Raw genomic sequence first — 22,653 nt, forward strand, 5'->3', positions numbered from 1 at the left:
GGGCGCGGGAAATGACACGGGCCCCGAAAATGCACGGAATTTTCGGCTGATCGGGCGCTCCGATGCTCGAGGCAGATGACCTTGCGGCAGCCTGCGTCTTTGTACGGCATTGAGTTCTGATCAAAATTTGTGCAGGCCACCGCAGGCGATTTTTCAGTCGCTCGCCGAACTGCAATTTCATTGATCAGGTTAGGAAGTTTTATATGTCAGAAGTCAGTCTTCTCGATCATGCACTCGTGCGCCTTGATGAGGCGGCAAAACACCTGAACGTCGATGCTGACGTTATCGAGAAACTGAAATTTGCCCGCGAGACCACCAAGGCCCGTCTGATGATCCGCATGGACGACGGATCGCGCAAATCCTTCATCGCCTGGCGCTGCCGCTACGACGACACGCGCGGACCGACCAAGGGCGGCATCCGCTTTCATCCGGAGTCGACGGCCGACGAGGTCGAGATGCTGGCCTTCTGGATGACCTTCAAGTGCGCCGTGATGAACCTGCCCTATGGCGGCGGCAAGGGTGCCGTGCAGGTCGACCCGCGCAAGCTGTCCAAGGCGGAGCTGGAGCGTTTGTCGCGCGCCTACATCCAGGCGTTTGCCCGTATCATCGGTCCCGACCGCGACATCCCCGCACCAGACGTCTACACCAATTCGATGATCATGGGCTGGATGGCCGATGAGTATGCCCAGATCGTCGGCCAGGCCTCGCCCGCCGTCATCACCGGCAAGCCGCTGGCACTGGGCGGTTCGCTCGGCCGTGGCGACGCCACCGCGCGCGGCGGCTACTACCTCGTGCGTCACCTTGCCGAAGAACTCGGCCTCAAGGGCAGCCTGCGCATCGCCGTGCAGGGCTTCGGCAACGCCGGCCAGCACATTGCACGCCTGCTCGCCTCGGACGGTCACAAGATCGTCGCGGTTTCCGACTCCGAAGGTGCCGTGAAGGCTGCTGGCGGGCTCGACCTAGACCGGCTGTTCGTCGCCAAGGACAGCGGCCGCTCGGTCACCACGACAGCTGGCCACGCCGGCCATGAATTGCTCTACGGCGATGCGCTGCTGGGCGTCGAGTGTGACATTCTGGTGCCGTCGGCGCTGGAGAACATGATCCGCATCGACAATGCCGACCAGGTCAGGGCACGCATCGTGCTCGAACTGGCCAACGGCCCGGTCACCGCGGAAGCGGACGAGGTTTTGGAGAAAAAGGGAATCGTCGTCCTGCCCGACATCCTGGCCAATGCCGGCGGCGTCACCGTCTCCTACTTCGAGTGGGTACAGAACCGTCAGGGCTATTACTGGGCGATCGACGAGATCCACGACCGCCTGCGCACCATCATGGAACGCGAGGGCCGTGCCATCTGGGACGTTGCCAAGGCCAAGGACGTGTCAGTGCGTACCGCAGCCTACGTGCATGCGCTCGCGCGTCTCGGCGAGGCGATCGAAGCCCACGGCACGCAAAACTACTTCGCGAGCTGAGCCATCAAGCCGCCGGATCGAGAGGTCCGGCGGCTTCCTGGACCGCAACTTTCCGGTTGAAGCGCCGAAATGGTGCGGGTAGGTCTTCTGCCGGAAATCCTGACAACCCTTGCCTTTCAGGCGCAACCGGTGGCCCGACAATGTCCTTCATTCCCGATTGGTCGACCATCATCCAGTTTGCGATCGCGACCTTCATCATCGCGATCACGCCTGGTCCCGACATGACCTTGTTTGTCGGCCGGGCGCTGTCGGAAGGCCGCAAGGCGGGCTTTGCCTGCATGGCCGGTGCGATGACGGGCATCGTCTTCCACACCACGCTCGTGGCGCTCGGGCTGTCGGCGCTGATCGTCGCTTCGCCGCAAGCCTTCATGGCGCTCAAGATCGCCGGTGCGGGCTATCTCGTCTGGCTTGCCTTCCAGGCGGTTACCAAGGGTTCGGCCTTTTCTCCCGACACCGCCAAGCGCGAGCCGCGCTCGACGTTCCAGAACTGGGCGACCGGGCTTGGCATCAACCTGCTCAACCCGAAGATCATCCTGTTCTTCATGACTTTCCTGCCGCAGTTCGTTTCCGCGCACGACACCAATGCACCGGGAAAGCTGTTCTTCCTCGGCGCGATGTTCATCATCCTGTCGCTGCCGATCACGGCACCCATGGTGATTGCCGCCGACAAGTTCGCCGGCCTGCTCAAGAAGAGCCCGCGCGTGACGCGCGTCGTCGATTACCTGTTTGCAGGTGTGTTTTCGGCCTTCGCGCTGAAGATCCTTACGGCGCAGGCGAAGTAGGGCGCAACGTCCCGGCAAAGCGGCCGGTGACGAACCAGTAGGCTATGCCGCCGACGAGGCCAGCCCCGATGATGGAAACCGGCACCAGCGGGGCCATGTAGGCGAAATCCGGGTTGCCACCCTGGTAGGCGAGGCCGTCCAACACCAGGCCGACAAACCCGCCGGCCAGTGTGTAGAACAGCCAGTCGCGCTTGCCCAGCAGTTCGGCGAGCACCATGACCACGATCGCTGGTATGAAGGCGAAATACGCGACGACAAGCGCGGTGAAGGGTATCGAAAAGATCATCGATCCGCTGATGACTTCGGGCGGCATGTCAAGCGTCGCGAGCCTTGTCGCTCCAAGGAAAACCACGCTCAGGAAGGCGCCGGCGGCAAGCGCCGCCGCGAGATAGCCCAGCACCATGTGCGCGAATTTGCCGAGGTAGAGCAGGAAGCGGTTCACGCCTCGCCGTGTCCAGCGATCATCATCGCCTCGAGCGCCAGGCGCTCGGTCTTTTTCATGCGCTCGGATTCCGACTTGAGCTGGCCGCAGGCGGCGAGGATGTCGCGGCCGCGCGGGGTGCGGATCGGCGAGGCGTAGCCGGCATTGTTGATGTAGTCGGCGAACTTTTCGATCTGCTCCCAGTCCGAGCACTGGTAATTGGTGCCGGGCCACGGGTTGAACGGGATCAGGTTGATCTTGGCGGGAACGCCGCGCAACAGCTTGACCAGCGCCTTGGCATCCTCGAGGGAGTCGTTGACGTCCTTGAGCATCACATATTCGAAGGTGATGCGGCGCGCGTTCGACAGGCCGGGATAGGCGCGGCAGGCCTCGATCAGCTCCTTGAGCGGGTACTTCTTGTTGATCGGCACGAGCAGGTCGCGCAAATCGTCGTTGGTGGCGTGCAGCGAGATCGCCAGCATGACGCCGATTTCCTCGCCGGTGCGGAAGATTTCCGGCACCACGCCCGAGGTCGACAGCGTGATGCGGCGCTTGGACAAGGAAAGGCCGTCGCCGTCGGAAGCGATCAGCAGCGCCTTCTTCACCGCCTCGAAATTGTAGAGCGGCTCGCCCATGCCCATCATGACGATGTTGGAGATCTTGCGGCCCTCGGCCGGCACGATCGCGCCGTCGGGCGTGTTGCGGTCGGGGAAGTCGCCCAGCCGGTCGCGCGCGGTCATCAGCTGCGTCAGGATTTCTTCCGCAGTCAGGTTGCGCACCAGCTTCTGCGTGCCGGTGTGGCAGAACGAGCAGGTCAGCGTGCAGCCGACCTGGGACGAGATGCACAGCGTGCCGCGGCCTTCCTCGGGAATGTAGACGGTCTCGATCTCCACAGGGCGACCGGCGCCACGCGGCGGAAACCTAAACAGCCACTTGCGCGTGCCGTCGGAGGAAATCTGCTCCTCGACGATCTCGGGGCGCGCGATGTTGAAGTGCTTGGCCAGTTCGGCGCGCAGGTCCTTGGAGATGTTGAACATGTCGGCGAAGTCGGAGACGCCGCGGACGTAAAGCCAGTGCCAGAGTTGCTGGACGCGCATCCTGGCCTGGCGCTCGGGAACGATGCCGGAGGTGATCAGGGCTTCGGCAAGCTCCTCGCGGGTGAGGCCGATCAGCGACTCCTTGACGGGCGCAGCCGCGCGGGCGCGCAGCGCGTCTCGGGTAGCATCGGTGGTGAGGTCGAGCGAAAGGGTCATTCGGGCTCAGCTAGGTTCATATCGCGGCAAATGTAGGATTTTGGGGCGACATATCACAGGTCTGTCGCCGCGTCACGTTTTGGCGGCCATGCATTTGTGCCGCAGCTTTGCACTCTGTTAGGCATTGGCCGGGATGCTGGGCCGATGAGCAACATCTTCCATATCGTCATGGTGGTGCTCGCCGTCAACGGCGCTGCGTTCGCCGCTTTCTGGCTCGACAAGCGATGTGCACGCAATGGGGCGCGGCGAATCCCCGAAAAAACCCTGCTCTGGCTCGCCTTTGCCGGCGGCAGTCTCGGTGCGGTCGCGGCCCAGCATTTGTTCAGGCACAAGACGCGCAAGGAGCCGTTCCGGTCGCGTCTCTATGGCATCGTGTTGCTACAGGCGGTCGCCGTCACCGCATTGGCGATCTGGCTGATCGCGCCGCAATGGGTCGAAGGGCTGATGTTGCTGTCGCGCGGGCCGACAGTTTCTTGAGCCTTTCAGGCCAGGGGCAACACATAGCGCTTTTCCAACCGGCCGGTGCGGGCGTGCGGCACCGGCACTCCGTCGGCATGCCAGCCCATGCGCTCGTAGAGCCGCACGGCGCGCTCGTTGTCGGCATAGACAGATAGGCGAACCTCGTGGAAGCCGCCCCGGCGCAGCGGTCTCGGACACCAGCAGCAGCGCGTCAGGCCCGAGCACCCTCTCGATGACCGGCCGCGCCTCCTCGAGCGTCGCCGGATCGTCGTCATTGTCTCGGGCGGCGGTAGCTCGCGCCCAGATCGATGCTGCGGCATCGAGATGCGTCCGGGTGCCGTCGATGACCTTCAACTCGTTCCCCCAAAATGAAAAAGCCGGGCATTTGTTGCCCGGCTCTCGTGGATCCGCTTGTTTTGCGGTTCTTACTTGCAGGTGGCGATCGAGCCGAGCGCGGCTGAAATGCCCTTGAGCGAGAAGACATAGGTGGTGGGGTTGCCGCGGCCCGATTTGGCCGCCACCTTCATGTCCGAACCACCGCGCATGGCAGCAATCAGGGCCGGCTCTTCCGCAGCGTTCTCGACCCAGGCGGACTTGCCCTTGGTGAACATCGAAAACGACTTGTCACCGATGGTCACGGAGACCTTGGAGTTTTCCTGGAAATTGTAGCCGGCGATGAACTGCGGCTCGAACGAGACCTTCTGGCCCGGGCGCTGGCTGACGAAGAAGAACATGTCGCCATGGTCGAGCGTCGGCGGCTGCTTGTCGGTCGGCACCGTCAGCACGTAACAAACCTTGCCGTTCTGTGCCTGGTAGCTGTAGGTGCCCCAGGCGTTGTGCTGACCGATCTTGGTCGCCGACTGGGCGAGCGCCGGCATTGCCGACACGGCAAGCACCAGACCCGAAATTGTAGCTATCAAACCGCGCATCGCTTTTCCTGTACCTAAAATGGAGCGGGGCAGGCCGACTGCGCGCCCGCCCGTTCGCTTCATTTTGATTTAATCTGGGTTACCAAAGGGTGAATGTCCTTGCACAAAGGACACGCCGCCATGTGGAACCCCGCCTAACTGCCTGTCGAAAAACAGGCAACTTGTCCCTGATACGGTTGAAAACCACGAAAACGGCAACAGTTTGACTTTTCGTTTCAGGGTGAAACAGGCCGGCCCATGCCTTACCAGTCCTGCGACAGCGCTTCCCTGGCGGCAAGCCGGTGCGCGGGAGTCATGTGCGCGCGCACCGCGGTGATCGCTGCCGTCAACACGGCGATGTCGTCGGTGAAGCCGAGGCCGAGGATGACGTCGGGGATAGTGTCGACAGGCAGGATGAAATAGCCGAGCGCTGCCAAAAGGATGCCCTTGGCACGGAGCGGGGTCTGTTTGTCCATGGCGCAATAATAGGCCGCAACGACTTCTTCCATGAACGGCACATGACGCGCGGCGCGCTTGGCGGTGCGCCAGAACTTTTCGCGCACTTCTTCCTCGCTTGGCGCAGCATCGTTGGTGCCGCCGCGGAAGCCGTCAAAGCCAGGGATTTTCACCATCCAGACAGTCTCCTTTGTCCGAACCTATTTGCCATGGATGTGGGAAAGTCGAGGCCGCGCTGCAAGATGCCGCCCTCAGGAACCGAAATAGCTGTTCATGCGCTTTGCCAACTTGAAGTCGAGTTCGGTCAGCCCGCCGGCGTCATGGGTGTTCAACTTGACGTCGACGGTCTTGTAGACGTTGGACCAGTCGGGATGATGGTCCATCTTCTCGGCGACAAGTGCCACGCGGGTCATGAAGGCGAAGGCCTCGCTGAAATTCTTGAACACGAAGCTGCGCGACATCGACAGCCCATCGGCGGCTAGCGTCCAGCCACCGAGCTCCTCAAGGGCTCGTTTCAGTTCGGCGGGTTCAAGTTTCTCTCTGGCCATTTCACGCTCCCGTGGTAATCGAAGTCCCCCCTCACCAGCATAGCGCGGGAACGATGAGCGAGAAGCCGGTAAAATCCATCCTCTTCGTCTGCCTTGGCAATATTTGCCGTTCGCCGCTGGCCGAGGGCGTGTTTCGCGCCGTACTTGCCGAACGCGGCCTGGAAGACGCTTACACGATCGATTCCGCCGGAACCGGCGGCTGGCACGCCGGCTCGGCGCCCGATCCGCGCTCGATCGATATCGCCGCACTGCACGGCATCGACATATCGGCGCAGCAGGCGCGCAAGGTTGTGGCCAGCGATTTCGACAGCTTCGACCTCATCCTCGGCATGGACCGCTCGAATGTCGACGACCTCAACGCGCTCGCACCGCAACAGGGCAGTGGGCGGGTTGCGCTTTTCCTGGGTCACGCCACAGGCCGGGCACAAGACGTGCCCGATCCCTATTACGGCGGTGAAGACGGGTTCGTTGCGGTCTACCGCATGATCCGCGAGGCCTCGGAGGCGCTTGCCGAACGGCTCGCCGCGCGAGCGTCCGTGCCATTGAGCGGCCACGCCTCCTCGACGATGTAGGGACCGCCGCCGACCGAGTCGCGCGACGACATCAAGACGAAGCGGCCGACACGGAAGGGCAGGGTGGCGAAGTTGCCGCGCGCCGACAGGTAGTGCGCGACGTCGAGCGGGCTGGTGTTCCTCAGCCGAGCCAGCGTGACATGCGGAGTGAACTTGCGCGGATCAATCGGCAGACCGAGGCGCTTGCTGATGCGCTCGATTTCGGCCTGCAGAGCATTCAGGCCCGGTGACGGCATGACGCCCGCCCAGACCGCATGCGGCTTTTTCTGTCCGAAGGCTCCGACCCCCGACAGCGTGAGCGAAAAACCGGCGCGGTCGACACGGTCGAGCGCATCGACGATCTCGTCGGCGACATGGCCTTCGATATCGCCGAAGAAACGCAAGGTGAGGTGGTAGTTCTCGACATCGATCCAGCGAGCGCCCGACAGGCCGCCCCTGAGCAGGGACAACGATAGTGCGGCGTCACGCGGAATCTCGAGGGCGGTGAAAAGTCGCGGCATGGCCAGGCTCCCTTCCTCGAATCGCAATCCGTAGCCTCAGCGAATCATCGATCGCGGCGCTCGGCAAGTGGTTTGTTCAGCACTTGCTGTTTCGTTGCTACACGTGGTGTGTTGCAACGTCGCATTGTACAGTTCACTTGGTCGCAATTGCTTTCTCCACCGTCGGCAGCGCATTCTCGACCATGCGCTCGATACCTTCGGCGCTCGGGTGCATGCCGTCTTCGAGCAAAAGCTTCCGGTCGGCGACGACGCCGTCGAGGAAGAACGGGTAGAGCGCGACACCGTATTTTTCGGCAAGGCGCGGATAGATGCCGTCGAAGGCCGCCTGGTAGTCGGCGCCGAGATTCGGTGCCGCGCGCATGCCGGCGAGCAGCACCGGGATGTTGCGCTGCTTGAGGCGCGAGATCATCGCGTCGAGGTTCTTTTCGGTGATTCCGGGCGCGATGCCGCGCAACATGTCGTTGGCGCCGAGTTCGAGTATCACCAGTTGCGTGCCGTCTGGCACCGACCAATCGAGGCGCGAGAGCCCGCCGCTGGTGGTGTCGCCCGACACGCCGGCATTGGCGATCACCACATCGTGACCGCGGGCGCGTAGCGCGGCTTCCAGTTTTTCGGGAAAACCCTCGCCAGGGCCAAGGCCGTAGCCGGCCATCAGGCTGTCGCCGAGTCCTACGATACGAAACGGCTCCGCCGACGCCGGCGCGCCCAGAGCTGTAGCAAGAATAAACAGGGCGGCGGCGAACAGTTGTTTGAAAGCCATGAATTAGACCCGATATGACGAAGACGGTCCCCGCCCAGCAATTTTCATATAGGACATATTTGCCGTGACAGAAGCAGTCATCGAACTGAGAGACGTATCGCTGACGCTCGGCACGGGGCCCTCATCAGTTCACGTGCTCAAGGGCGTGAGCCTCGACGTTGCCGCCGGTGAGGCGACCGGGATCGTCGGACCTTCGGGATCTGGCAAGTCGACGCTGCTGATGGTGCTGGCCGGTCTGGAGCGGGTCGATTCGGGAACGGTACAAATCGCCGGCGAGCTGCTCAACGGCCGTAGCGAAGACCAGATCGCATCGTTTCGTGGCCGCAACATCGGCATCGTGTTCCAGTCTTTCCACCTGATCCCCAACATGACGGCGCTCGAAAACGTCGCCGTGCCACTCGAGCTGGCCGGCAAGCGCGACGCTTTCGCCATCGCCGCGCGTGAACTGGCAGCGGTCGGTCTCGCCGATCGCGTGACGCACTATCCCGGCGAACTGTCGGGCGGCGAGCAGCAGCGCGTGGCTATAGCGCGTGCCCTGGCGCCGGAGCCGCGCATCCTGATCGCGGACGAGCCGACCGGCAATCTCGACCAGGCGACTGGCCGCCAGATCGCCGACCTTTTGTTCGCCAAGGCAGCCGAGCGTGGCATGACCCTGGTTCTGGTTACGCACGATCCCGCTCTCGCCGCCCGTTGCGACCGGCAGGTGGCGATGCGCTCCGGGCGGATCGAGGTGCCCGCCGTGGCCCAAGTTGCCGAGAAAGTGCGGGCATAGACAATGGACGACGTGACCTACTCATTCGGCATTGCGGTGCGCCCATGCTGAAGGACCTGCCTCTCGCCTTTCGCTTCGCCTCGCGTGAAATGCGCGGCGGTCTGCGCGGCTTCCTGATCTTCCTGACATGCATTGCCCTTGGCGTGGCCGCCATCGGAGGGGTCAATTCGGTGGCGCGTGCCATTACCGCCGGCGTTGCCAGCGAAGGCCAGGCGCTGCTCGGTGGCGATATCCGCTTCCAGCTGATCCAGCGCGAGGCGACCACCAAGGAGCTGGCTTTCCTCGAAAGCCTCGGAACCGTGTCGCACAACGCCGGCATGCGCTCGATGGCGCGGCTGGAGGACGGTTCCGACCAGTCTCTGGTCGAGGCCAAGGCCGTGGACGGCGCCTATCCGCTCTACGGGGCGTTGATCACCGAACCGGCGCTGCCGCGCGACCAGCTGTTTGCCGAAAAGTCGGGCGTCTTCGGCGCCGTGGCGCCGGACCTGTTGTTCGAACGGCTCAATCTCAAGCTCGGTGATCGCATCAAGCTTGGCGGCTCGACCTTTGAGCTCAGGGCAACGCTCTTGAGCGAGCCCGATGCGGTTTCTGACGGCTTTGGCTTTGCGCCACGCTTGCTGGTTTCCATGGAGGGCCTGACCGCTTCCGGCCTGGTCCAGCCGGGCAGCCTTGTCGAGCACGCCTACAAGATCCGCCTGCCAGTGGGCACGAGCGAGGCCGAGGTCAACGCTGTGCGCGAACGCGCGAAGGCCGAATTCCCCGAGGCCGGCTGGAGCGTGCGCACCCGCACCAACGCCGCACCGGCACTTTCGGCCAATATCGAGCGCTTCACCGAGTTCCTGACTCTGGTCGGGCTGACGTCGCTCGTGGTCGGCGGGGTCGGCGTGGCCAACGCCGTGCGGGCCTATCTCGACGGCAAGCGCGGCGTCATCGCTACCTTCAAAAGCCTGGGTGCCTCGGGCGGTTTCGTGCTGAGCGTCTATCTCATCCAGATCCTGCTGATCGCAGCCGTCGGTGTTGTCATCGGGCTCGTGCTCGGCGCGCTGATGCCGTTCGCGGCAAGTGCCGCGCTGCAATCGGTCATCCCCGTTCCGGCCGAAGCGGGCGTCTATCCCGCCGCGCTTGCCATGGCGGCGCTGTTCGGCATCCTGGTCACGCTTGCCTTTGCCATTCTGCCGCTCGGCCGTGCCCGCGATGTACCCGCGACAGCACTTTTCCGCGAGATGGGGTTCGAGGGTCGCGGGCTGCCAAGGCTTGTCTATATCGCGACCGCGCTAGGCATTGCGGCTCTGCTTGCGCTGCTCGCCATCTGGTTTGCCGGCGACCGCCGCATCGCCACCATCTTTATCGGCGCCACCGTCTTTTCGTTCCTGGTGCTGCGTGCCGTGGCCAGTGCCGTGCAATGGCTGGCGCGCAAGAGCCCGCGTGTGCGCTCGACGGCCCTTCGGCTGGCGATCGGCAACATTCACCGGCCGGGCGCGCTGACGCCGTCGGTGGTGCTGTCGCTCGGTCTCGGGCTGACGCTTCTCGTGATGCTGGCGCTGATCGACGGCAATCTGCGCCGTCAGATCGCTGGCAGCCTGCCCGAACGCGCGCCGAACTTCTTCTTCGTCGACATCCAGCCAGGCGAGGTCGATGCTTTCGCCAAATTGGTCGAGGCCGAGGCGCCTGGCGGCAAGCTTGTGCGGGTGCCGATGCTGCGCGGCCGTGTCATGGCGCTCAACGGCACCGACGTGCAAAAGCTCAACGTGCCGCCGGAAGGCGCATGGGTGCTGCGCGGCGACCGCGGCCTGACCTACGCGAAGAACCTGCCGGAGAATTCGACTCTGTCGCAAGGCACGTGGTGGCCGGCCGACTATTCGGGCGAGCCGCTGGTGTCGTTTTCCGCACAGGAAGGGCGCGAACTTGGCCTCAAGCTTGGCGACATGGTGACGGTCAATGTGCTTGGCCGAAACGTCAGCGCCAGGATCGCCAATTTCCGCGAAGTGCAGTGGGAATCGATGGGCATCAACTTCGTCATGGTGTTTTCGCCCAACACATTCGCCGGTGCGCCGCACAGCTGGCTCGCCACGCTGACCGAAGACAAGGCGGCACCGGCCGACGAATCGCGCATCCTCAATTCGGTGACGCGCAGCTATCCCACGATCACCACGGTGCGGGTGAAAGACGCGCTCGACGTCGTCAACCGGCTCGTCGCCCAGCTTGGCACGGCAATCCGCGCGGCTGCCGGCGTGGCCCTGATCGCCTCGGTACTGGTGCTGGCCGGCGCGCTCGCCGCCGGCAACCGCGCGCGCATCCATGATGCGGTGATCCTGAAGACGCTGGGGGCGACGCGGCGGACGCTGATATCGGCGTTTTCGCTTGAATACATGCTCATCGGCCTTGCCACGGCGGTGTTTGCGCTTGCCGCCGGCGGGGTCGCCGCATGGTTCGTCGTGGCCCGAATCATGACGCTGCCATCGTCGTTCCTGCCCGAGGTCGCGGTCGCAACGATCGCCTTCGCCCTGGTGCTGACGGTCGGCTTCGGCCTCGTCGGAACCTGGCGCGTGCTTGGCCACAAGGCGGCACCTGTGCTGCGCAACGAGTAGCAAAATGGTTCTTTGGGCTGGACTTCAACGACATTTGTATGAGAAATGTGCCCTCACAGCGGGTTTCAAGCCGTAACGGGCCTTGTTTAGACCAGAAAGAACCATCATATTTCGCCGGAGGCATGCTGGAGTCCCGCCAGCGGCGCCTGGGTTTCGGCCTGACACCCGACGGGGCAGAAGCAACAGAGGAAACCATGTCCGACTTTAGAAACTACCAGACGCGCATGGCGACGGCAGGAAGCCGCATCGACGCGTCGATCGACGAGGGCCTGCGCGCCTACATGCTGAAGGTTTACAACCTTATGGCACTCGGTCTCGTCATCACCGGCCTGGCTGCGTTCGGCACTATGATGCTGGCGACCACCAATGATCCGGCCACCGCCGTGGCAACGATGGGCAACGGCAAGATGCTGACCAGCCTCGGCGTCGCGCTCTACGGTTCGCCGCTGAAGTGGGTCGTCATGCTGGCACCGATCGGCATGGTGTTTTTCCTGAGCGCCCGCATCCAGTCGATGAGCGTCTCCGGCGCGCAGACCGCGTTCTGGGTCTTCGCCGGCCTGATGGGCCTGTCGCTGTCGTCGATCTTCCTGGTCTACACCAGCGCAAGCATCGTGCAGACCTTCTTCGTGACCGCTGCCGCCTTCGGCGCACTGTCGCTGTTCGGCTACACGACCAAGCGTGACCTGACCGCCATGGGCTCGTTCCTGATCATGGGCGTGTTCGGCATCCTGATCGCGATGGTGGTCAACATCTTCCTGCAGTCCTCGGCCCTGCAGTTCGCCATCTCGGCGATCGGCGTGCTCGTGTTCGCGGGCCTGACGGCCTACGACACGCAGAAGATCAAGGAGATGTATTTCGACGGTGACGACGTGCTCGTTTCCGGCCGCAAGGCGATCATGGGCGCACTCACGCTCTATCTCGACTTCATCAACCTGTTCTCGTTCCTGCTGTCGTTCCTGGGCAACCGCGAATAACACTGCTGGACCAGTCTTGATTTGAAGGGCGGCCTAACGGCCGCCCTTTTCATTTGCGGCGATTTTTGCTCATATGAAGGCAGAAGAAATGGTTGCCTAAAAAATGAGCATTACAATACGACACGCCTTGCCGGACGACCTCGATCAGATCACGCGGATCTATGCCGATGCCGTGCTGAACGGCACGGCCAGCTATGAACTGGCGCCACCTAATCGTGCCGAGATGGGCGAGCGCTTCGAGGCGCTGATGGACGGCGGCTACCCCTATCTCGTCGCCGAACGCGATGGCGCGATCATAGGCTACGCCTATGCGGGGCCGTTCAGGGCGCGTCCGGCCTATCGGTTCATCGTTGAGGATTCGATCTACATCGCACCCGAGGCCAAGGGTGCGGGCATTGGCAAGGCGCTGATGCAGGCGCTGATCGACGAGTCGACCGCGCTTGGTTTCCGCCAGATCGTCGCCGTCATCGGCGACGGCCATGCCGAAAGCGCGTCGGTGCGGCTGCATGAGCGTCTCGGTTTCCACCACACAGGGCGCATGGAAGGCTCGGGCTATAAGCATGGCCGCTGGCTCGACACCGTGTTCATGCAGCTGGCGATGAACGGGGGCAACGCGCTTCCGCCTGATGCCAACTCAATGCCGGAGCGCAGGTTCCGGGCAAAGGGCGGCAAGGGCTAGCCAAGCCCCGCAATCAGCGGCACGAAACGCACGCCGACGAGGGCGCTTTGGCTGTAGGCGTTCTCGCCCAGGCGCGTGATCTTGACCAATTGCTGGTCGCCGAGCGGGCCGAGCGGCAGGATCAGTCGGCCGCCGGTCGCCAACTGCTGTTTCCAGGCCCGGGGTACCTTGCGGGTGCCTGCGGCCGACAATATGGCGTCGAACGGCGCGTGGCGGTCGCATCCCGCTGTTCCGTCGCCCGAGATAACTTCGACATTTGTGTAACCCAGCCGTTGCAACCGGGCCCGCGCGGCTTCAGCCAGCGTGTCGATGCGTTCGATCGTGACCACGCGCCCCGCGATCTCGGCCATCACGGCTGCCGCGTATCCCGAACCGGTGCCGATCTCCAGGACGGTGTCGCCGGCTCGCAGCTCCGCCGCCTGCGCCATCAGCGCCACGATGTAGGGCTGCGAAATCGTCTGGCCATGGGCGATGGGCAAAGCCGTATCTTCGTGGGCATGGTCGCGAAGCTGAAGCGGCACGAATTCCTCGCGCGGCACCGCAGACATGGCTTCCAGCACCGCCAGGTCGGTCATGCCGCGCCGGGCGATCTGGTATTCGATCATTCTGAGGCGTGCCGCCCGGTAGTCGATCATGGCCTGCCTGCCGTTGCCCTTTAACTGGGGCGGAGGCGCAAGGTTCCGTCATGGCGTGGTTGCCGTAGCGTTCCCTTGATGTTGCAATGCGACAGGCAGTGCTGCATTGCACAAAATGCAAAGCTCCTATGCAATATCAACACTTTAATTCCCGGCTCACCGGAGCTAGATATGGGGCATCGAATTTGTCGGGCCTACCTCCTCCCAGGTTTCCGACGAATAGGTCAGCGCCTACCTCCTCCCAGACGCTGGCCACAAATACGACACCCGCCGGACCTCCTCCCCCGGCGGGTGTTGTTTTTTCAGCCCCTCCCCAGCATCGACATCTTCGGCCCGCGATTCACCGCTGGGCTTGTGGACCACATCGGGCCAAAGCGCCGGTCAGCGTTCGCGCCGCAATGACTGGTGTGGCGCTCAGGGGGGCGAACAGGCTATAGGCAGTGCCAAGCGTCTCCCGGCTCGCTGCCGATGAGAAACGAAACGATGATGCCCCGGCTGGCAACGTGCTGGCAAAGCCGCGCCAAACGGCCCGGGGCGGGTGAGGAACGAGGAAAGGAATTCAGCATGAACGTGACCAGCGAAACGGCTGCCCTTCTCGAGCGGCTGGGTGTTGCCAGGGGCGATTTTGGCGGCGGCGACCTGATCGTGCGCAGCCCGGTGACGGGCGAACAGATCGGCGCACTGCGCTCGATTTCGCCTGTTGAGGCGGGCAAGGCCATCGAGTGCGCCGACAAGGCGTTCAAGGCCTGGCGCAACGTGCCGGCGCCCAAGCGCGGCGAACTGGTGCGCCTGCTGGGCGAGGAACTGCGCACTTCCAAGGCCGATCTCGGCCGCCTGGTATCGATCGAAGTCGGCAAGATCCCGTCCGAGGGCCTCGGCGAAGTCCAGGAAATGATCGACATCTGCGACTTCGCCGTCGGCCTGTCGCGCCAGCTCTATGGTCTTACCATCGCCACCGAGCGTGCCGGCCACCGGATGATGGAAACCTGGCATCCGCTCGGCGTCGTCGGCGTCATCTCGGCCTTCAACTTCCCGGTCGCGGTGTGGTCGTGGAACGCGGCACTCGCCTTTGTCTGCGGCAATTCGGTGGTGTGGAAGCCGTCGGAAAAGACACCGCTGACCGCCCTTGCCTGCCAGGCGATCTTCGAGCGCGCCGCAAGACGCTTCGGCACGGACGCGCCCGAAGGCCTGTCGCAGGTGCTGATCGGCGACCGTGCCGTCGGCGAGGTGCTGGTCGACCACCCCAAGGTGCCGCTGGTGTCGGCCACCGGCTCGACCCGCATGGGCCGCGACGTCGGCCCGCGCCTGGCAAAACGTTTCGCCCGCGCCATCCTCGAGCTCGGCGGCAACAATGCCGGCATCGTTTGCCCCTCGGCCAATCTCGACATGGCATTGCGGGCGATTGCCTTCGGCGCCATGGGCACCGCTGGCCAGCGCTGCACCACCATGCGCCGGCTGTTTGTCCATGACAGCGTCTACGACCAGCTCGTGCCGCGCCTGAAGAAGGCCTATGAGAGCGTTTCGGTCGGCAGTCCGCTGGAGACGTCTTCGCTCGTCGGCCCGCTGATCGACAGGGCGGCCTTTGACGGCATGCAGAAGGCGCTCAAGGGTGCGGCCGAGCACGGCGGCGCCATCACCGGCGGTGCGCGCGTCGACCAGGGCCATGACGGCGCCTATTACGTCAAGCCGGCCCTTGTCGAGATGCCCGGCCAGGTTGGCCCGGTGCTGGAAGAGACCTTCGCGCCGATCCTCTATGTGATGAAGTATTCCGACTTCGACGCCGTGCTCGACCTGCACAATGCCGTCGGTGCCGGCCTGTCGTCGTCGATCTTCACGCTCGACCTGCAGGAGGCCGAGCGCTTCTTGTCGGTCGAGGGTTCGGACTGCGGCATCGCCAACGTCAATATCGGCACCTCGGGCGCGGAGATCGGCGGTGCGTTCGGCGGCGAAAAGGAAACCGGCGGTGGCCGCGAGTCCGGTTCGGACGCCTGGCGCGCCTACATGCGCCGCGCCACCAACACGGTCAACTACTCCAAGGCCCTGCCGCTCGCCCAGGGCGTGTCCTTCGACATCGACTGAGCCGTAGCCCAGCCTGCCTGACATCAAGCGCCGTCCGCGAAAGCGGGCGGCGTTTTTGTCTCTGCGGCTCAGAGCGCGAGGCCGGGCACGATCCAGCCCGCCAGCTCGGCCTGCGCTGCCGGCGCGATGGGCAGCAGCCGGCGCGTTTCCAGGTCGAAGCAGATGGCGACCACCTCCATGGTGCCGAAGGCGTGGCCGGAGAACGGGTCGAGCATCCAGTTGACGATGTCCATGGTGCGGCCGTCGGCGCGGGCAAGGCCCGAGCGCACCTCCCAGCAATCGCCATTGCCAGGTAGGTCGTCGATCCGGATCAGGAATTCGAGCGCCGCAGCACCAAAGTGCGGTCCGCCGCGGTCGCTGTGGCGGGCACAGAGTTCGCGCAGCGGCGTGATGATGTTGCGGACGCTGTCGGCAATGGCGCCGACGAAGGCGTGCGGCAGCATCTTTCCATTGTTATCGCAGGCCGGTTGCAGCACGGCACCCTGGCCAAGCTGGCGCAGGCTCAGCTCATCCGCCCGCGCGCCGGAGGCCGATGTCTCGGCAAACAGTTCTCCCGTGCCGCGAGGCATCGCCAGCTTCGGCGTCTCCACGAGTTCGTCTGCGATCCGGGTCGCAACGGCTTCCGGCCAGGCACGTGCAGTGCGGTCGGCAACGGCGATGTGGCCGAGCCCGATGCGGAAGGTCGCCGCGCATTCGCCCGATGCGCTGTCGAACATCATGGCGACGACTTCCGCAGTACCGTCGCCGACTGACGTAAAGCCAGCGGAAATGTGCATCGACGTGCCGGCACGTGCTTCGCGCAGGAAGCGTATGTGCATGGTCCTGATAGCCAACGTCGTATCGGAGCCGGGCGCGAACAGGCGGGGCAGACCGGAAAGCCCGAATAGCATGGCGGCGGCTTCCACGCAGCGCGCCACATAAAAGCGCGTGTTCATGTGGCCCATCTCGTCGCATTCCCAGGTGGCGACGCCGCCACGCCAGACATCGCGCAGCCCCGATGTGCTTGCCGTCATGGCCTTCCTCCGGTTCCTGATGCGATCAGGCTAGCGGCGGTGACGGGCAGGCTCATCGTCGCATCGGACGATGCCAGGGGCACGGCAATGTCGGGTTCTCGACCGGTTCAATGCGCCAGATCAAAGAATATGTCGCAGTATCGGCTAATTTCGCGGCCATGCCGTCGATGCTATGAACGGCCCATTGAAGCTGAAGGTCACGACGCTTGGTCGGATATCGCCGCAAGGGAGCAGGGTTTGGGGTCGCGCTTGCCGCGGCGCTGATGCTCATCCTGCAGACGGTGGCCGGCGCCGTGGCGCTCGGGCAGGGCACACCGCCGCTCGATATCTTCGGCAACCCGCTCTGCATCAGCTCGGCAGGCGGGCACACCGCGCCGGCTAAAAGCGAACATCCGAGCCTGCCGGAATGCTGCACGCTCGGCTGCAACATGACGTCTGCGGCGTTCTCCACGCCGCCCGAAGGCGTGGCGTTGGCGACAGCGTTGCCCGTCGAGCTGGTCGTTCGGTTTCCCGCGACATGGCTCGACCTTTCGACGGCGCCAAAATATGCTCCCGGCAATCCGCGCGCGCCGCCACTGGCAGCCTGACCTTGCCTGCCGCGCGTGACCGCGCGGATCTCGCTACCAAAACGAACATTGCGCCACGCGCATTGGCGCCGCATATCATGTTGGAGAATCCAATGACCACTTCCGCTCGCGCCTTCGCGCGTCCGTCTTTCCGCAGCATCGAAGAGCGCCTTGGCATGGTCGTCCTTGCCGCGATGCTGCTGTTTGCCTCGACCCACGCCTTCGCCCATGGCTTCAAGGTTGGGGATCTCGAGATCGGCCACCCCTGGTCGCGCGCAACGCCTGCCGGCGCCAAGGTCGCGGCCGGCTATCTGACCGTCAAGAACAACGGCAGCCAGCCGGACCGGCTGGTCTCGATCCAGTCCGACGTCTCCGACAAGGCCGAGATCCATGAGATGGCGGTCGATGCCAAGGGCGTTATGACCATGCGCCAGATCACCGGCGGCGTCGAAATCCCAGCCGGCGGCGAAGTCGCATTCAAGCCGGGCGCCTATCACATCATGTTCATGGGCCTGAAGGCGCCGGTGAAGGAAGGCGAAAAATTCTCCGGCACGCTGACCTTCGAGAAGGCGGGCACGGTGACGGTCGAGTTCCAGGCCGACAAGATGGGCGGCCAGAGCCAAGACCACTCCGGCCACTAAGAGATGGGCGCGGACAAGCCACTGCCTCGCCGTGGCAGCCTCGTGCTGCCCGATGGCGTACGCCGGTGGCTTGCTGGCCTGATGCTTGCGGCTGCTGCCCTCGTCGGCGCTACGGCAGCGGCAAGCGCCCATGCCTCCCTCATTCGTTCGACACCTGTCGAAGGCGCTGTCGTCGGGCAGATGCCGGCGCAAATCATGCTGACATTCAGCGAGCCGGTGACCCCGCTGGTGGTCTTGCTCATGCGTCCGGACGGCCGCTCCGACCGGCTCGAGGGCGTTGACTCCGGTGACGGTGTCGGTGTCGACTTGCCGGCGACGGATATGCCTGATGGCACTTATCTGCTGTCGTGGCGGGTGGTGTCCTCAGACGGGCATCCCGTCGGCGGTACCGTGACATTTTCGGTGGGCTCTGCGAGCGCGACGGCGCCGGCGATGCCAGTCGCGGCCGACGAGAGGCTGCGCGCGGCACTTTGGGCTGCAAAGCTCGCGCTCTATCTCGGGTTTTTCTTTGGTGCAGGCAGCGCCTTTGCCTCGTGCTGGCTCACGCCGAAAACCCGCCATGGCGCTGGCGCTGCCACCGCATTCACCATTCTCGGCCTTGTCGCTGCACCGGTGTCGTTCGGCCTGCAAGGACTCGATGCGCTCGGCGCACCACTAGGCTTGTTCGGCCAGTCGCTGGCCTGGCAGGCTGCGGCTGCGACCAGCTATGGCTTCACCGCGGCAATCGCCTTCATTGCATTGGCGCTCGCGCTGCTGGCGCTGGTTGCCGAAGCAGGATTGGCGCGCTTGATGTCGCTGGCTGCGCTCGCCGGCGTGGGTTTCGCATTCGCGGCCAGCGGTCATGCCAGCGCCGCTGCGCCGCAATGGCTGGCACGGCCGATGGTCTTCGTCCATGGCGTGGGGATCGCATTCTGGCTTGGCGCGCTCCTGCCTCTCGGTCTCAGCCTCCGCCAAACCCCTGATGCCTCCGAGGCGCTGCGGCGTTTCTCCGCGACGATACCTTACGTGTTCGCCGCCCTGATCGGGGCGGGCATCGTGCTCGCGCTGATCCAGGTCGGCAGTTTCGCGGCCCTTTGGCAAACCGCCTATGGCGAGTTGCTGATGGCCAAGCTTGCCTTAGTCACGCCGCTGCTTTTGCTTGCGGTCGTCAATCGCTGGCGGCTGACCAAGCCGGCACTGGCCGAACAAGCAGATGCGCAGCGCCGCTTGGCGCGAAACATCGCGGCCGAGGCGCTGCTGATGGTGGCGATTCTTGGCGTGGTCGCCGGCTTCCGCTTCACCCCGCCACCGCGTGTTCTCGCTGTCGAAGCGGCCGAACCAGCGTCGATCCACATCCATACCGCCGATGCCATGGCCGAACTCAGCATCACGCCCGGCCACACCGGCAAGGTATCCGCCTCGATCGTGGTGATGACCGGCGATTTCGGACCGCTCGATGCGGAGAGCGTCGTCCTGCGGCTCGGCCACCTGGACGCGGCGGAAATCACGGCCAGCGCATACAAACCCGGCGACGGCACCTGGCGGGTCGACAATATCGACCTGCCAATGCCGGGAAAGTGGACGGTGTCGATCGATATCGGAATTTCCGGGGCACAACGGACATCGCTTGCCGGAGATGTCACCATCCGGCCATAGTGCCGGTTCGCGGGCAGGGCCTGCCTCTGGCAGCACGCGACTGGCAGTGCCGCGCCGCAGCTTCAGAGTTTCGCATTCCGGTTGCGAATCCGGCGCATATCTCCCACAAATGGTGTCTGGAGTGTCCTTTGCGCACCGAACGCGCGGCGCTCCAGGGCGAAGGGAGCAGGCATGGCCGAGGGAAAGACCAAGCGTTTCGACGCGACGCTGGTAGCGTTGCGCGGCATTCTGATCGTGGCCGCCGCACTGGTGGCGTTCTTCTATCCCGTTCAGGCGGTGCAAGTTCTGGTCATGGTCGGCGGCGGGCTTTTGCTCGTCGATGGCATCTTGGGGTTGGCGACGATCGACTATGCGGCGCCGCGAACAACCGGCCACTGGCTGGCGCTCGCCCGCAACCTCTTGTCCATCGCGGCCGGCGTGATCGTCTTGTGCAGCGGCTTGCTCGTCAGCGTCTTCACTTTGACTTTCCTGGCCCGACTTGTCGGGTTGCTCGCTCTGCTCGTCGGGCTGATCGAGATGGCATCGAGCTTCCTCGGCAGCGACCGCCAGACGCGGCTGTGGCCGACCCTGGTGGGCGGCGCTGTCTATGCCGCCTTCGGCCTGGCGCTGATGTTCGTGCCGCTGACAAGCGCTTCGACGCTGATGCGCATCGCCACCATCCTGATGCTGCTCTACGCCTTGCTTTTGCTCTATCGGGCCTGGCGCATCCGCACCGCCGTTTGATCAGTTCGTGCCGGCAAAGCTGGTGAGGAAGGCGGTCAAATTATCGCCCAGGGCGTCGCAGAGGTAGCCGCCTTCCTGGACGATGACGGTGGGCAAGCCAAGCTTGGCGATCGCCTCGGCGATGCGCGAAAAGCCTGACGTTGTCACCGACAGCCCGCCGAACGGGTCGCCTTCGAAGGCGTCGAGCCCCAGCGCCACGACGAGCGCGTCGGGGGCGAAGGCCCGGATGCGGCGATTGGCATGGCCGAGGGCTTCGAGGAACTCGGCGTCGCCCGATTTGCGCGGCAAGGGCAGGTTGCAGTTGTAGCCGAGGCCGGCACCTTCGCCGCGCTCGTCGGCGTGGCCCCAAAAGAAGGGGTAGAAGCGGCTCGGGTCGGCATGCAGCGACACGGTCAACACGTCGGCCCTGTTGTAGAAGATACCTTGCGTGCCATTGCCGTGATGGAGGTCGACATCGAGGATGGCCACGCGCGCGGCCGTGGCGCGCAGCCGTTGCGCGGCGATGGCCGAATTGTTGAAGAAGCAAAAGCCGCCCGCGACATCGGCAAAGGCGTGGTGGCCGGGCGGGCGGCACAGCGCATAGGCCGCTGGCTCGCCTGAAAGCACGGCCTCGGTGGCAGCTACAGCACTCCAGGCGCTCCAGCACGCGCTTTCGAAGGTTTCGGCCGAGATCGGGCACGCCGTGTCGGCCATGTGATAGCCGGCCTGGCCAGCGGCGCCCGCCGGATAGGTACCATTGCGGGCGATCGGGTGGATGTTGGGAATGACTTCGGCCGAGGCGCCTTCCATGCGCTGCCAGCGTTCGAATATGTGGGTCAGGAACTCGATATATTCCGGCGTGTGGACCGCGGCGATCGGTCCAAGGCCGTAATTTGCCGGGCGATGGATCGCGGAGCCTGCGCCGCGCGCGCCCAAAAGCAGGCGCTCGACACGCTCGGGCTGTTCCGGATTGGGCTTCTGCGCGCCCATCGACAGGAAGGCCTTGGGGTCGTGGCGTTTCTGCTCTGCGGCGTAGAAGGTCTTCATTTCGGCTCCGGGATGGCTTCGCTCAATGCTGTGAAAGTCCGTTCGTCGGCAATGTAGGAGCGCTGGTCGCTCGTCCATTCAAAACCGAGCCGGGCATAGAAGTCGCGCGCACGCGGCTTGGCCTCGTCCACCGCGAGTCTCATGTAGACGCCGGCTCGGTCTTGGGATCGCCTTGCCACCGTAAAAGGCGCTCGCCAATGCCGAGGCTGCGGAACTGCCCGTCCACGAAGAGGTCCTGCACAAACACGCCAGGACGGCCATACCAGCTCGAAAAAATCGGGAAAAACAGGCACATGCCGGCGAATGCGCCGTCGGCCTCGGCAATGACCGCCTCAAAGGCCGGGTTTTCGCCGAAACCGAAGCGCTGGAGGTCGGCCTCGGTGCATGCCACCTCGTTGGCCTCGCCGACATGGCCGGCAAGGTCGAGGATCGCTTGCATCAGCTGCGGCACGTCGTGAGAATTCGCCGAGCGAATGGTGACGGCTGGTCGGGTGGTGATGCTCATTTTTCCAATTCTGCCTGGACGCGGAATTGACAGCATTCGAGCGGCGGTAGCGAGGGAAAACAGCTCCTGGCCGCAAGGATCCTGCCGCCATGGCCCGATGGGTCTACGCCTCGACGAGCTTCAATCGCTTGTCGAAGACGCCAAGCACGCGGGCCAACTCATGGCCGCGCTTGAGGATCAGTCCGCCAGCGGCAACGACGCTGAACGCGCCCTGCTTGCGGGCGAGCTTCGGGTCCTTGACGATCTGGAATAGCGGGGTTTCGCTGGTGCGGCGGAAAACCGAGAAGACGGCGCGGTCGCTGAGATGGTCGATCGCGTAGTCACGCCACTCGTTGGCGGCGACCATTCGTCCGTAGAGCCTGAGAATCTGGTCGAGTTCGCGTCGTTCGAAAGCCACCGGGAGGTCCTGGCGCTCCCTGCGGGCCTCATGGAGCGGGATTAAAACCGCGGATGGCTCTCCATCCTCCGCCCCAGCGCCGCGATCAATCATCAATCGTTCCCTTGCAGAATACGACTTCGGCTCGTGCGTGAGGCGTTTGCGCGTCTCATTGGTGCACGGCTAACAAAGAATCGCGCATTCAGACCCCAATTGCAAGCCGCAGCCGCGAAGGATCGAATCGAAGGGCGCGCAAGCTTCCAGTTGCGGTAACGGTTGCAAGACAAACTGTTGGAATTGGTGATGACTCGCC

The 22,653-nt window shown here is 64.1% G+C and carries 26 protein-coding genes; 13 read left to right on the plus strand and 13 right to left on the minus strand.

Annotated features, from left to right (window positions below; genetic code table 11):
• The first annotated feature begins 203 nt into the window (after positions 1–203).
• Both C8K44_RS02395 and C8K44_RS02400 read left to right on the plus strand, forming a co-directional pair.
• On the plus strand, positions 204–1,469 hold the full coding sequence (locus tag C8K44_RS02395; RefSeq protein ID WP_109574166.1) for a Glu/Leu/Phe/Val dehydrogenase: 1,266 nt from the start codon (positions 204–206) through the stop codon (positions 1,467–1,469).
• Between the two features lie 140 nt (positions 1,470–1,609).
• The gene (locus C8K44_RS02400) at positions 1,610–2,251 is read left to right on the plus strand and encodes a LysE family translocator (RefSeq protein ID WP_109574167.1); all 642 of its coding nucleotides are present in this window, start codon (positions 1,610–1,612) and stop codon (positions 2,249–2,251) included.
• On the opposite strand, the gene C8K44_RS02405 is transcribed toward C8K44_RS02400, so the two are convergent.
• Both C8K44_RS02405 and rlmN read right to left on the minus strand, forming a co-directional pair.
• The gene (locus C8K44_RS02405; protein WP_109574168.1) at positions 2,232–2,693 is read right to left on the minus strand and encodes a hypothetical protein; all 462 of its coding nucleotides are present in this window, start codon (positions 2,691–2,693) and stop codon (positions 2,232–2,234) included. The two genes, C8K44_RS02400 and C8K44_RS02405, sit on opposite strands and share 20 nt — an antisense overlap.
• Positions 2,690–3,925, minus strand: a complete 1,236-nt coding sequence (gene rlmN / locus C8K44_RS02410) for a 23S rRNA (adenine(2503)-C(2))-methyltransferase RlmN (RefSeq protein WP_109574169.1) — start codon at positions 3,923–3,925, stop codon at positions 2,690–2,692. The genes C8K44_RS02405 and rlmN overlap by 4 nt, the downstream gene beginning before the upstream one ends.
• A gap of 144 nt (positions 3,926–4,069) precedes the next feature.
• On the opposite strand from rlmN, the gene C8K44_RS02415 reads away from it, so the two are divergent.
• A complete protein-coding gene (locus C8K44_RS02415) occupies positions 4,070–4,402 on the plus strand; it encodes a DUF1294 domain-containing protein (RefSeq protein ID WP_109574170.1) in 333 nt (110 codons plus the stop codon).
• Positions 4,403–4,809: 407 nt separating this feature from the next.
• Here C8K44_RS02415 and C8K44_RS02420 read toward each other — a convergent pair whose 3' ends face one another.
• The 3 genes from C8K44_RS02420 to C8K44_RS02430 form a co-directional block, all read right to left on the minus strand.
• Positions 4,810–5,313, minus strand: coding sequence for an invasion associated locus B family protein (locus tag C8K44_RS02420; RefSeq protein ID WP_109574171.1), 504 nt, complete (start codon positions 5,311–5,313; stop codon positions 4,810–4,812).
• A gap of 242 nt (positions 5,314–5,555) precedes the next feature.
• A complete protein-coding gene (locus tag C8K44_RS02425) occupies positions 5,556–5,924 on the minus strand; it encodes a YkvA family protein (RefSeq protein WP_109574172.1) in 369 nt (122 codons plus the stop codon).
• A gap of 75 nt (positions 5,925–5,999) precedes the next feature.
• Positions 6,000–6,296 carry a 4a-hydroxytetrahydrobiopterin dehydratase gene (locus C8K44_RS02430; RefSeq protein WP_109574173.1) on the minus strand — a complete coding sequence of 99 codons (297 nt, stop codon included), beginning with the start codon at positions 6,294–6,296 and terminating at the stop codon, positions 6,000–6,002.
• Positions 6,297–6,349: 53 nt separating this feature from the next.
• On the opposite strand from C8K44_RS02430, the gene C8K44_RS02435 reads away from it, so the two are divergent.
• Entirely contained in the window at positions 6,350–6,868 is a 519-nt protein-coding gene (locus tag C8K44_RS02435; protein WP_109574174.1) for a low molecular weight protein-tyrosine-phosphatase, read from the plus strand.
• Here the strand turns inward: C8K44_RS02435 and thpR are convergent.
• Together thpR and C8K44_RS02445 are read right to left on the minus strand one after the other, a co-directional pair.
• The gene (thpR, locus tag C8K44_RS02440; protein ID WP_109574175.1) at positions 6,772–7,368 is read right to left on the minus strand and encodes an RNA 2',3'-cyclic phosphodiesterase; all 597 of its coding nucleotides are present in this window, start codon (positions 7,366–7,368) and stop codon (positions 6,772–6,774) included. The two genes, C8K44_RS02435 and thpR, sit on opposite strands and share 97 nt — an antisense overlap.
• Before the next feature lie 133 nt (positions 7,369–7,501).
• Entirely contained in the window at positions 7,502–8,128 is a 627-nt protein-coding gene (locus tag C8K44_RS02445; protein ID WP_109574176.1) for an arylesterase, read from the minus strand.
• 64 nt (positions 8,129–8,192) lie between these two features.
• On the opposite strand from C8K44_RS02445, the gene C8K44_RS02450 reads away from it, so the two are divergent.
• The 4 genes from C8K44_RS02450 (at position 8,193) to C8K44_RS02465 (ending at position 13,141) form a co-directional block, all read left to right on the plus strand.
• Entirely contained in the window at positions 8,193–8,900 is a 708-nt protein-coding gene (locus tag C8K44_RS02450) for an ABC transporter ATP-binding protein (RefSeq protein ID WP_109574177.1), read from the plus strand.
• Positions 8,901–8,944: 44 nt separating this feature from the next.
• Positions 8,945–11,488, plus strand: coding sequence for an ABC transporter permease (locus tag C8K44_RS02455; protein WP_109574178.1), 2,544 nt, complete (start codon positions 8,945–8,947; stop codon positions 11,486–11,488).
• Between the two features lie 194 nt (positions 11,489–11,682).
• Positions 11,683–12,462: a Bax inhibitor-1/YccA family protein gene (locus C8K44_RS02460; protein WP_109574424.1), complete on the plus strand. Its 780-nt coding sequence runs from the start codon at positions 11,683–11,685 to the stop codon at positions 12,460–12,462.
• Between the two features lie 103 nt (positions 12,463–12,565).
• Positions 12,566–13,141, plus strand: a complete 576-nt coding sequence (locus C8K44_RS02465; protein ID WP_109574179.1) for a GNAT family N-acetyltransferase — start codon at positions 12,566–12,568, stop codon at positions 13,139–13,141.
• Here C8K44_RS02465 and C8K44_RS02470 read toward each other — a convergent pair.
• Positions 13,138–13,776, minus strand: coding sequence for a protein-L-isoaspartate(D-aspartate) O-methyltransferase (locus tag C8K44_RS02470; RefSeq protein ID WP_109574180.1), 639 nt, complete (start codon positions 13,774–13,776; stop codon positions 13,138–13,140). The two genes, C8K44_RS02465 and C8K44_RS02470, sit on opposite strands and share 4 nt — an antisense overlap.
• Before the next feature lie 564 nt (positions 13,777–14,340).
• Here C8K44_RS02470 and C8K44_RS02475 point away from each other — a divergent pair.
• On the plus strand, positions 14,341–15,855 hold the full coding sequence (locus tag C8K44_RS02475; RefSeq protein WP_109574181.1) for an aldehyde dehydrogenase family protein: 1,515 nt from the start codon (positions 14,341–14,343) through the stop codon (positions 15,853–15,855).
• Between the two features lie 68 nt (positions 15,856–15,923).
• On the opposite strand, the gene C8K44_RS02480 is transcribed toward C8K44_RS02475, so the two are convergent.
• On the minus strand, positions 15,924–16,868 hold the full coding sequence (locus C8K44_RS02480) for a thioesterase family protein (protein WP_109574182.1): 945 nt from the start codon (positions 16,866–16,868) through the stop codon (positions 15,924–15,926).
• A gap of 206 nt (positions 16,869–17,074) precedes the next feature.
• On the opposite strand from C8K44_RS02480, the gene C8K44_RS27655 reads away from it, so the two are divergent.
• The 4 genes from C8K44_RS27655 to C8K44_RS02500 all read left to right on the plus strand — a co-directional run bounded on the left by C8K44_RS27655 (position 17,075) and on the right by C8K44_RS02500 (position 20,433).
• Positions 17,075–17,455 (plus strand): hypothetical protein, encoded by a 381-nt coding sequence (locus tag C8K44_RS27655; RefSeq protein WP_199226991.1) that lies wholly within the window; start codon positions 17,075–17,077, stop codon positions 17,453–17,455.
• 92 nt (positions 17,456–17,547) lie between these two features.
• Positions 17,548–18,075: a copper chaperone PCu(A)C gene (locus tag C8K44_RS02490; RefSeq protein WP_109574425.1), complete on the plus strand. Its 528-nt coding sequence runs from the start codon at positions 17,548–17,550 to the stop codon at positions 18,073–18,075.
• 3 nt (positions 18,076–18,078) lie between these two features.
• The gene (locus tag C8K44_RS02495; protein WP_109574183.1) at positions 18,079–19,710 is read left to right on the plus strand and encodes a copper resistance protein CopC; all 1,632 of its coding nucleotides are present in this window, start codon (positions 18,079–18,081) and stop codon (positions 19,708–19,710) included.
• A gap of 171 nt (positions 19,711–19,881) precedes the next feature.
• Positions 19,882–20,433 carry a DUF308 domain-containing protein gene (locus C8K44_RS02500; RefSeq protein ID WP_109574184.1) on the plus strand — a complete coding sequence of 184 codons (552 nt, stop codon included), beginning with the start codon at positions 19,882–19,884 and terminating at the stop codon, positions 20,431–20,433.
• On the opposite strand, the gene C8K44_RS02505 is transcribed toward C8K44_RS02500, so the two are convergent.
• The 4 genes from C8K44_RS02505 to C8K44_RS02515 all read right to left on the minus strand — a co-directional run bounded on the left by C8K44_RS02505 (position 20,434) and on the right by C8K44_RS02515 (position 22,454).
• A complete protein-coding gene (locus C8K44_RS02505; protein WP_109574185.1) occupies positions 20,434–21,459 on the minus strand; it encodes a histone deacetylase family protein in 1,026 nt (341 codons plus the stop codon). It abuts the gene before it with no gap.
• Positions 21,456–21,602 carry a hypothetical protein gene (locus C8K44_RS27840; RefSeq protein WP_245417332.1) on the minus strand — a complete coding sequence of 49 codons (147 nt, stop codon included), beginning with the start codon at positions 21,600–21,602 and terminating at the stop codon, positions 21,456–21,458. Before C8K44_RS27840 ends, C8K44_RS02505 begins: the two co-directional genes overlap by 4 nt.
• Positions 21,599–21,964, minus strand: coding sequence for a GNAT family N-acetyltransferase (locus C8K44_RS27845; RefSeq protein ID WP_245417333.1), 366 nt, complete (start codon positions 21,962–21,964; stop codon positions 21,599–21,601). Before C8K44_RS27845 ends, C8K44_RS27840 begins: the two co-directional genes overlap by 4 nt.
• 103 nt (positions 21,965–22,067) lie before the next feature.
• Positions 22,068–22,454: a DUF2794 domain-containing protein gene (locus tag C8K44_RS02515; RefSeq protein ID WP_109574186.1), complete on the minus strand. Its 387-nt coding sequence runs from the start codon at positions 22,452–22,454 to the stop codon at positions 22,068–22,070.
• Positions 22,455–22,653: the final 199 nt, after the last annotated feature.

The organism is Aminobacter sp. AP02 (genome assembly GCF_003148805.1).
In the GTDB taxonomy this organism is placed as follows: Bacteria; Pseudomonadota; Alphaproteobacteria; order Rhizobiales; family Rhizobiaceae; genus Aminobacter.

Excerpts from the sequence above, each read along its gene's own strand:
- C8K44_RS02395 (WP_109574166.1), top strand. The coding sequence starts at position 204 with ATGTCAGAAGTCAGTCTTCTCGATCATGCACTCGTGCGCCTTGATGAG.
- C8K44_RS02400 (WP_109574167.1), top strand. The coding sequence starts at position 1,610 with ATGTCCTTCATTCCCGATTGGTCGACCATCATCCAGTTTGCGATCGCG.
- rlmN (WP_109574169.1), bottom strand. The coding sequence starts at position 3,925 with ATGACCCTTTCGCTCGACCTCACCACCGATGCTACCCGAGACGCGCTG.
- C8K44_RS02415 (WP_109574170.1), top strand. The coding sequence starts at position 4,070 with ATGAGCAACATCTTCCATATCGTCATGGTGGTGCTCGCCGTCAACGGC.
- C8K44_RS02420 (WP_109574171.1), bottom strand. The coding sequence starts at position 5,313 with ATGCGCGGTTTGATAGCTACAATTTCGGGTCTGGTGCTTGCCGTGTCG.
- C8K44_RS02425 (WP_109574172.1), bottom strand. The coding sequence starts at position 5,924 with ATGGTGAAAATCCCTGGCTTTGACGGCTTCCGCGGCGGCACCAACGAT.
- C8K44_RS02430 (WP_109574173.1), bottom strand. The coding sequence starts at position 6,296 with ATGGCCAGAGAGAAACTTGAACCCGCCGAACTGAAACGAGCCCTTGAG.
- C8K44_RS02435 (WP_109574174.1), top strand. The coding sequence starts at position 6,350 with ATGAGCGAGAAGCCGGTAAAATCCATCCTCTTCGTCTGCCTTGGCAAT.
- thpR (WP_109574175.1), bottom strand. The coding sequence starts at position 7,368 with ATGCCGCGACTTTTCACCGCCCTCGAGATTCCGCGTGACGCCGCACTA.
- C8K44_RS02445 (WP_109574176.1), bottom strand. The coding sequence starts at position 8,128 with ATGGCTTTCAAACAACTGTTCGCCGCCGCCCTGTTTATTCTTGCTACA.
- C8K44_RS02455 (WP_109574178.1), top strand. The coding sequence starts at position 8,945 with ATGCTGAAGGACCTGCCTCTCGCCTTTCGCTTCGCCTCGCGTGAAATG.
- C8K44_RS02460 (WP_109574424.1), top strand. The coding sequence starts at position 11,683 with ATGTCCGACTTTAGAAACTACCAGACGCGCATGGCGACGGCAGGAAGC.
- C8K44_RS02465 (WP_109574179.1), top strand. The coding sequence starts at position 12,566 with ATGAGCATTACAATACGACACGCCTTGCCGGACGACCTCGATCAGATC.
- C8K44_RS02470 (WP_109574180.1), bottom strand. The coding sequence starts at position 13,776 with ATGATCGACTACCGGGCGGCACGCCTCAGAATGATCGAATACCAGATC.
- C8K44_RS02475 (WP_109574181.1), top strand. The coding sequence starts at position 14,341 with ATGAACGTGACCAGCGAAACGGCTGCCCTTCTCGAGCGGCTGGGTGTT.
- C8K44_RS02480 (WP_109574182.1), bottom strand. The coding sequence starts at position 16,868 with ATGACGGCAAGCACATCGGGGCTGCGCGATGTCTGGCGTGGCGGCGTC.
- C8K44_RS02490 (WP_109574425.1), top strand. The coding sequence starts at position 17,548 with ATGACCACTTCCGCTCGCGCCTTCGCGCGTCCGTCTTTCCGCAGCATC.
- C8K44_RS02495 (WP_109574183.1), top strand. The coding sequence starts at position 18,079 with ATGGGCGCGGACAAGCCACTGCCTCGCCGTGGCAGCCTCGTGCTGCCC.
- C8K44_RS02500 (WP_109574184.1), top strand. The coding sequence starts at position 19,882 with ATGGCCGAGGGAAAGACCAAGCGTTTCGACGCGACGCTGGTAGCGTTG.
- C8K44_RS02505 (WP_109574185.1), bottom strand. The coding sequence starts at position 21,459 with ATGAAGACCTTCTACGCCGCAGAGCAGAAACGCCACGACCCCAAGGCC.
- C8K44_RS27840 (WP_245417332.1), bottom strand. The coding sequence starts at position 21,602 with ATGAGACTCGCGGTGGACGAGGCCAAGCCGCGTGCGCGCGACTTCTAT.
- C8K44_RS27845 (WP_245417333.1), bottom strand. The coding sequence starts at position 21,964 with ATGAGCATCACCACCCGACCAGCCGTCACCATTCGCTCGGCGAATTCT.
- C8K44_RS02515 (WP_109574186.1), bottom strand. The coding sequence starts at position 22,454 with ATGATTGATCGCGGCGCTGGGGCGGAGGATGGAGAGCCATCCGCGGTT.